Genomic DNA, 254 nt, shown 5'->3' on the forward strand with positions numbered 1-254 from the left:
GAGCGTTTGTCGATGCCCAGTACGCCATTTTTCCGCATTGGGCGTGACGGCAAGGTGAGTGGTTCGGATGGCTGCAACCAGTTTACCGGTACGGTCAGTCTGGGCGAAAGCCAGCGCATTGAGTTCAGCGAACTGGCCTCCACCCGAATGGCCTGCCCCAATATGGAAGACGCCAAGCGGGTCACCGATATGCTGGATACCGCGTATCGTTACTTGATCGACCACGACCGCTTGGTGTTCTTCGGGCCGGATAG

The 254-nt window shown here is 57.9% G+C and carries 1 protein-coding gene; it reads left to right on the forward strand.

The window, feature by feature from the left end:
* Nucleotides 1-12 precede the first annotated feature (12 nt).
* Nucleotides 13-254: META domain-containing protein (locus tag P8629_RS12935; protein WP_442908715.1), on the forward strand; the 242-nt coding region annotated here is incomplete at its 3' end.

Source organism: Hydrogenovibrio sp. 3SP14C1 (assembly GCF_029625905.1).
In the GTDB taxonomy this organism is placed as follows: domain Bacteria; phylum Pseudomonadota; class Gammaproteobacteria; order Thiomicrospirales; family Thiomicrospiraceae; genus Hydrogenovibrio.